Origin of the sequence: Streptococcus suis (genome assembly GCF_002960445.1) — a bacterium.
GTDB lineage: Bacteria > Bacillota > Bacilli > Lactobacillales > Streptococcaceae > Streptococcus > Streptococcus hyiners.
The window spans coordinates 1-345 of record NZ_POJD01000189.1; the positions used below are offsets into that span (position 1 = coordinate 1).

The 345-nt window shown below is 44.9% G+C and carries 1 pseudogene; it reads right to left on the reverse strand.

What is annotated here, in order from left to right:
- Positions 1-273: pseudogene (locus C1G53_RS07695) on the reverse strand (DNA recombination protein RmuC); the annotation flags it as partial.
- Between the last annotated feature and the right edge of the window lie 72 nt (positions 274-345).

Here is a 345-nt window from a genome sequence, read left to right on the forward strand (position 1 = left end):
ATCTCGCGTTTCCAAGTGGCTCTTATTCAGCTCTTGACGGATGTCGGTTAGCTGTTGGTAAAGCTCCGTGCGGAGTCTTTCCACCTCCTGGTGAATGGTCTGCTGCTGTTTGAGAGTTGCATTTTCTAGTTGATAGCTGAGCTGGTCAGACAAGTTGTCTGCTGTATCTTCGGCTTGATCTTGCAAAAGCAGGGCCAAGCTCTGCCATTTTCCATAAAGAAAAACCAAGGCAAGCAAGACCAGTATCAGCAAAATAAGTAGTACAATATCCATCTAATCCTTGTCCTTACTGTAGATCAGGACCACATAGCCCTGATCCAGTTGAATGTCTATATCCCTATCTAT